The 5,786-nt window shown below is 67.0% G+C and carries 5 protein-coding genes and 1 pseudogene; 1 reads left to right on the top strand and 5 read right to left on the bottom strand.

The window, feature by feature from the left end; translation table 11 throughout:
• A pseudogene (locus tag VIR09_RS08675) lies at nucleotides 1–323 on the bottom strand (fumarylacetoacetase); the annotation flags it as partial.
• Nucleotides 324–447: 124 nt separating this feature from the next.
• Complete coding sequence (gene hmgA / locus VIR09_RS08680; protein WP_332012498.1) at nucleotides 448–1,746, bottom strand: homogentisate 1,2-dioxygenase; 1,299 nt, start codon at nucleotides 1,744–1,746, stop codon at nucleotides 448–450.
• A 165-nt stretch (nucleotides 1,747–1,911) separates the two neighbouring features.
• Here hmgA and VIR09_RS08685 point away from each other — a divergent pair, with 165 nt between their 5' ends.
• Complete coding sequence (locus VIR09_RS08685) at nucleotides 1,912–2,820, top strand: LysR family transcriptional regulator (protein ID WP_332012499.1); 909 nt, start codon at nucleotides 1,912–1,914, stop codon at nucleotides 2,818–2,820.
• Between the two features lie 6 nt (nucleotides 2,821–2,826).
• Here VIR09_RS08685 and VIR09_RS08690 read toward each other — a convergent pair whose 3' ends face one another.
• The 3 genes from VIR09_RS08690 to VIR09_RS08700 all read right to left on the bottom strand — a co-directional run.
• A complete protein-coding gene (locus VIR09_RS08690) occupies nucleotides 2,827–3,021 on the bottom strand; it encodes a DUF2783 domain-containing protein (RefSeq protein ID WP_414639406.1) in 195 nt (64 codons plus the stop codon).
• A 19-nt stretch (nucleotides 3,022–3,040) separates the two neighbouring features.
• Nucleotides 3,041–4,720 (bottom strand): FAD-dependent oxidoreductase, encoded by a 1,680-nt coding sequence (locus VIR09_RS08695; RefSeq protein WP_332012500.1) that lies wholly within the window; start codon nucleotides 4,718–4,720, stop codon nucleotides 3,041–3,043.
• A 112-nt stretch (nucleotides 4,721–4,832) separates the two neighbouring features.
• A partial coding sequence (locus VIR09_RS08700; protein ID WP_332012501.1) for an MBL fold metallo-hydrolase occupies nucleotides 4,833–5,786 on the bottom strand: 954 nt, incomplete at its 5' end.

The following is a 5,786-nucleotide window of genomic DNA, read 5'->3' on the forward strand; positions in this document are numbered from 1 at the left end:
TCGCGCAGCGCGCGCGACAGGGCCAGGCGCAGCGCGCTCCAGTGGGCCTGGCCCAGGGCCATCAGGGCGTTCAGGCTGTCCGTGGAGCAGGCGGCGAGGGCTTCGGCGGCCAGGCCTTCGAAGGGCTGCTTGGCGGCCAGCGCGGCCAGGTCCAGGATCTGGTCGCCGATGGCCACGCCGGGGCGGAACGATTCGGTCGTGCCCTTGCGGCGGAAGGACGCGTAGGGCAGGTTCTGCACCGGGAAATCCGACTCGCCTGTGTTGGCGCTGGCGATCCAGCTCTTCAGGGACGGGTCGTGGGTTTCGTTGATGGTGGTGGTCATGGCTGCGTGTCTCTTTCAGTGTGGTTATGCGTTGGCCGGGCGCCAGGCGCCGGAAAATTCAAATGCCAAACGGCGATGAGCTTGCGCTCATCGCCGCGGGCGTGGAATGCAGGGGGGCTGCGCGTCACGCCTTGCTGGGGTCGAAATGCTTGGCGATGCCCTGCCAGCACCGGTAGTAGTCGCCCTGCAATTCTACCGAGGCCAGCGCCTGGTCCGTGGGGCGGATGACACGGCGCGTCTCGAACATGAACGCCATCGTGTCGCGGATGTAGTGGGCAGTGCTGGTGTCGGCGTGGGAGGCCTTTTCGAAGGTCTCGGCGTCGGGGCCGTGGCCGCTCATGCAGTTGTGCAGGCTGGCGCCGCCGGGCGCGAAGCCGTCGGCCTTGGCGTCGTAGACGCCCTGGATCAGGCCCATGAATTCGCTGGCGATGTTGCGGTGGAACCAGGGCGGACGGAAAGTGTTTTCCATGGCCAGGATGCGCGGCGGGAAGATCGCGAAGTCCATGTTGGCCGTTCCCGGGGTGTCGGACGGCGCGGTCAGGACCGTGAAGATCGAGGGGTCCGGATGGTCGTAGCTGATGGAGCCGACGGTGTTGAAGTTGCGCAGGTCGTACTTGTACGGCGCGTGCGTGCCGTGCCAGGCGACGACGTTCAGCGGCGAATGGCCGATGGACGCGCGCCAGAAGCCGCCCGTGAACTTGGCGATCAATTCGAAGTCGCCTTCGATGTCTTCATACCAGGCTACCGGGGTCTTGAAGTCGCGGGCGTTGGCCAGGCAGTTCGAGCCGATGGGACCCAGCTCGGGCAGGCGCATGGCGGCGCCGAAGTTTTCCAGCATGTAGCCGCGTGCGCTGCCGTCCAGCAGTTCCACGCGGAAGCGCACGCCGCGCGGGATGACGGCGATTTCCAGCGGCTCCAGGTCGATCAGGCCCAGTTCAGTGGCCAGGCGCAGGCGGCCTTCCTGGGGCACCAGCAGCAGCTCGCCGTCCGCGTTGTAGAAGTAGCGGCCTTGCATCGAGCGGTTGGCGGCATACATGTGTATGGCCACGCCGCCCAGTTCGTCGGGGCTGCCGTTGCCGCCCCAGGTCTTCACGCCTTCCAGGAAGTCGGTGGCGGCGGTGGGGATGGGCAGCGGGCTCCAGCGCAACTGGTTGGGCGTGACGGGGCCTTGGCCGAAGGCGCTTTGCCAGCCGGCGGCGCCGTCAAAGGCTTCGAACGGCTTGTGCTGCGCGCCCGGGCGGATGCGGTACAGCCAGGAGCGGCGGTTTTCGCTGCGCGGCGCGGTGAAGGCGGTGCCGGACAATTGCTCGGCGTACAGGCCATAGGGGCATTGCTGCGGCGAGTTGCGGCCCAGCGGCAGCGCGCCGGGCAGGGCTTCGGTGGCGCAATTGTTGCCGAAGCCGGTCTGGTATTGCAGTTCCATGGAATCCTCCTGAGCGGCGGCGCGGTGCTTGGCCACGCGGCCTGGTGCGGGTGGCCTGTCCGGAAGGTTTCCGGGGACCGATACGCCATTGTCGGAAAAAATCCCCGCTACGGCTATGGGAATGCAAAAATAGAGACTATAAATTTTGTGAATAGTAGGGGGCGCATGGCCGAGTTGCGCGACGTCGATCTGAATCTGCTGCTGCTGTTCCAGCATCTGCTGGAGGACCGCAATCTGTCTGCCGTGGCACGGCGCATGGACCTGTCGCAACCCGCCGTCAGCAATGCCCTGCGGCGCCTGCGGGAAGCGTTCGGCGACGACCTGTTTGTGCGCACGGCGCAGGGCATGCTGCCCACGCCGCGCGCGCAGCGCCTGGCGGGCCCGGTCAGCGAAGCGCTGACCATGTTGTCGCAGGCCCTGAAAGACCAGGACGCCTTCGACGCCGCCACCAGCACGCGGCGCTTCCGGGTGGCGATGACGGACGTGGGCGAAATTCACTTCATGCCCCGCCTGATGGAGGTCTGCGTGCAGGTGGCGCCGCTGGTGCGCATCGATTCCGTGCGGGTGCAGGGACCGGATCTGCCGCGGGAAATGGAGGCGGGACGCGTGGATCTGGCGATCGGCGCGTTCGATGAAATGGGGGCGGGCACGCTGCAGCGCATGCTGTTCCGCCAGGGCTATGCGACCCTCTTCCGGCAGGCGCATCCAACCGCGCACGCCGGCATGAGCCTCAAGGCTTTCCGGGCCGAGCGCCACCTTATCGTGTCGCGCGCGGCGCCCTACGGGCAGGTGAATCAGTCCATGGAGCGCGCCGGGGTGGACCTGGCGGAGCACTTCAGCGTGCCGCATTTTTCGGCCGTGCCGTACATCGTCAGCGCGACCGACCTGCTGGCGACCGTGCCCGAGAAACTCGCCGCCAGCGCCGCGCCGCCGTTCGGCCTGCGTTTCATGACGCCGCCGATAAGGGTGCCGGCGCTGCAGACGAACATGTACTGGCAGCGCCGGGTGGATCGGGACAGCGGCAACCAGTGGTTGCGCGCGCTGATCGTGAATACGTTCGCGGTGGGGGCGTGAACGGATTTACGGCGCCACGGACGCGCGCGCCTGGCGCAAGGCCTCGCGCAGCACGTCCATGTCGCCCAGGTGGTTGGCCAGCAGCAGGATCAGCGCTGCGTTGAGTTCCTGGCTTTGTTCGTTGGTGAGGTCGCGATGGGTCTCGATCAGCGCTTCGTAGAAGTCGTCAGGCGAACCCAGGTTGGTTTCGGTAATCAGCATGATGGAGAGATCTCGAAGTTCAGGCGCGGCCCGTGGCGCGGCCGACTGCGGCAGCGACGGCGGTGGCGTTGAATGCGCGCCAGCGGCCGCAGACGTGCTGGTCGGGACGGATCAGGTAGGCGGTGCCGGCCTGCGCGTCATAGCGCTTGCCCAGGCAGCCCTCGCGGTCCGCCACGACCGCCAATTCCTCGGGTAGCGCGGAGAGGTCGCATTGCGGGCTGGCGACCAGCACGGCCTTGACCGGCACGGGCGCCATGCGCAGGGCTTGCAAGGCGAGCAGCGTGTCGCGGTCGGGCAGGGCGTCACCGCAGAACAGGGCCAGCACGAATGCGCCATTCAGTTGGGCCAGCCACCAGTCCTGCGCGCCTTGAGCGTCCACCGGCGCATCCAGCGCCACCGCGCCAGGCACCATGCGGCCGGCGAAGGCGTCGACGTCCGGGGTGTTCAGGGGCGAGCCGGCGTAAGTGGCGGGCAGCGACAGGCGGCCGCTGTTGACCAGCGAGCGCGCGAAGGGATGGGTCTTGGCCAGGTTCAGCACCGCGTTGCGGAAGCTGCGGCTGATGTCGCTCTTGGGCGTGATGAAGTCGGTGGCGCGCGACGAATTCAGGATGTTCTCGTCGGCGGCGTATTCGCGTTCGATGGCGTAGCTGTCGATGAGCGCCTCGGGCGCCTGGCCGGCCAGCACCAGCTTCAGTTTCCAGGCCAGGTTCTCCGCGTCCTGCACGCCGCTGTTGGCGCCGCGGGCGCCGAACGGCGACACGCGGTGCGCGGAGTCGCCCGCGAAGACCACGCGGCCATGGCGGAACTTGTCCATGCGTTCGCAGGCGAAGGTATAGACGCTGACCCATTCCAGTTCGAAGCGCGCGTCGGGGCCGAGCAGGGCGCGGATGCGCGGCAGCACGTTCTCGGGCTTGACGGCTTCGACCGGGTCGGCGTTCCAGCCCAGCTGGAAGTCGATGCGCCAGACGTTGTCGGGCTGGCGGTGCAGCAGCACGGATTGGTTGGGATGGAAGGGCGGGTCGAACCAGAACCAGCGCTCGGTGGGGAAGTCCGCCTGCATCTTGACGTCGGCGATCAGGAAGCGGTCGCGGAAGATGCGGCCATGGCTTTCCTGGCCGATCAGCTTGCGCACCGGCGAACGCGCGCCGTCGCAGGCGATGAGCCAGTCGGCGTGCAGCGTGTATGCGCCGTCGGGGGTCTCCACGTTCAGGACCACGCCGTCATCGCGCTGCTCCACGCCGGCGACCTTGTTCTTCCAGCGCAGATCGATATTGGGTTCCTGGCGCGCCTGTTCGTACAGATAGCCTTCGGCGTAGTACTGCTGCAGGTTGATGAAGGCCGGGCGGCGATGGCCGGGCTCAGGCAGGAGGTCGAAACGCCACACTTCCTGCTCGCGGAAGAAGACCTTGCCCACATTCCATGAGACGCCCTTGTCTATCATGCGCTGGCCCACGCCCAGGCGGTCCCAGATTTCCAGCGTGCGCTTGGAAAAACAGATGGCGCGGGAGCCGGTGGACAGGCGGAAGTCGTCGTCCAGCACCACTACGCGCACGCCCTGGCGGGCAAGATCGAGCGCGGTGGTCAGGCCGACCGGGCCGGCTCCCACCACCACGACCTGATGGCGCGCAAGCTCGCTGGCGGCCTGGTCGGCGTGCTTTTCATAGGCGAATTCCATCGCCTGAAAGTCGATGTCTCCCACGGTTGTCTCCTGTGTGGGTCATATTGTTTTTATGTCACGAAGCCGCGCGCTGCCTTGCGGCGCGCGATTCCGGTTGCAGCGGGGAAGGGCCGCCGCCGGCGGCCCCTCGGGATCAGCCTTCCAGCTGCGCCCACATCTCCAGGTCGCGCTTGTCGGTCCAGATGCGCGGGTGGGTGTGGCCGGTGGCCTCGTCATAGGCGCGCGACACGTCGAACGGCATGCAGTGGTCGAAGATCACCCAGTCGCTGTAGCGCGGCTTCATGAAGTCGTAGACCTCGCGGTAGATGGTCTTCAGGTCCTTGCCTTCGGCTACGCCGCGGTTCACTGCGCCGTACAGGTCGGTCAGGAAGGCGCGCGTGCCGGCCAGGCCCTGGCGGACCTCGGTGGCGCTCTTCAGCGCCGGGCCGCGGCCCGGGACCATCTTTTCGGCTTCAAAGGTCGACAGCGCGTCCAGCGTGCTGGGCCAGTCGCGGAAGTAGGCGTCGCCGCAATAGGGGGTGGACTGGTATTCCACCAGGTCGCCGGCGAACAGGATCTTCTGCTCGGGCAGCCAGGCGATGGTGTCGCCCTTGGTGTGGCCGCGGCCCACCTGCAGCAGCTTGACTTCGAGGTTGCCCAGGTTGACGGTCATCTCGCCCTTGAACGTCATCGTCGGCCAGACCAGGCCCGGCGGAATCGATTCGGCGTTGCGGAACAGGCGGGGGAAGCGGCCGATTTCGCTGGCCTTGTCCTGCTCGCCGCGCTCGGCGATCAGGTCGTAGGTGTCGCGGCTGGCCAGGATTTCCTGGGCGTCGTAGGCCGACGCGCCGAACACGCGCACGGCGTGGTAGTGCGACAGCAGGATGTACTTGATGGGCTTGTCCGTGACTTCGCGGATGCGGCGGATCACGTCTTGCGCCATGACCGGGGTAGCTTGGGTATCGACCACCATGACGGCCTCGTCGCCGATGATCACGCCCGTGTTGGGGTCGCCTTCGGCCGTGTAGGCATAGGCGTTGTCGGACAGTTTTTCGAACGAGACGACCTTGTCGTCCAGGTCGGCGTGCGAGGCGAATTGCTTGCTCAT

It is taken from the genome of Achromobacter sp. (genome assembly GCF_036567245.1).
Taxonomy (GTDB): domain Bacteria; phylum Pseudomonadota; class Gammaproteobacteria; order Burkholderiales; family Burkholderiaceae_B; genus Achromobacter.

Bases quoted from the DNA above. Each gene is read 5' to 3' on its own strand.
- hmgA (WP_332012498.1), bottom strand. From the start codon at position 1,746: ATGGAACTGCAATACCAGACCGGCTTCGGCAACAATTGCGCCACCGAA.
- VIR09_RS08685 (WP_332012499.1), top strand. From the start codon at position 1,912: ATGGCCGAGTTGCGCGACGTCGATCTGAATCTGCTGCTGCTGTTCCAG.
- VIR09_RS08690 (WP_414639406.1), bottom strand. From the start codon at position 3,021: ATGCTGATTACCGAAACCAACCTGGGTTCGCCTGACGACTTCTACGAA.